Genomic DNA, 495 nt, shown 5'->3' on the forward strand with positions numbered 1-495 from the left:
TGCTAATGTAGATGAAAAAGGAAATTTAATCAATGAAGAATACGCTTATATTTATGATGAAGTAAGTTCTCATCGTGGAACATTAAAATCTTATTCTTTCTTTAATGAATGGGAATTGTCTGCTTTACTTTTGGGAAATATTAAAGCTAGTCCTACAGCTGCCGTAGGATTTAAAGCAAGACAACAACAAGCATTGTTTTTACAAGCTCAACTTGGAGATAAAAATGCTTTTAAAAGTTTAGGTTTAGCAGTATTGTGTTCTAATTCTTTTCTTACAGGGCAACATTGGAATAAGCTTAGAGCAAAAATGATTTACGATTTACACGATTATCATTATGAGAGTTTATTAGATGAATTTGGTATGCTTCCTTTTTTAGATGAGATTATAGGAGCAGATTGGACGATTGATTTAAATAAATATGATTTTGCCTATGATGAAGAAGGTAGAATCATTTGGGCTTTATATGATGATATTGAAAAAGGTAAATTAAAAGA

General features: G+C 29.9%; 1 pseudogene. It reads left to right on the forward strand.

Annotation, left to right across the window (positions count from 1 at the left end):
* Positions 1 to 495: pseudogene (locus tag AJN60_RS00585) on the forward strand (hypothetical protein); the annotation flags it as partial.

Origin of the sequence: Campylobacter sp. BCW_4323 (assembly GCF_001763115.1) — a bacterium.
Classification (GTDB): domain Bacteria; phylum Campylobacterota; class Campylobacteria; order Campylobacterales; family Campylobacteraceae; genus Campylobacter_D; species Campylobacter_D jejuni.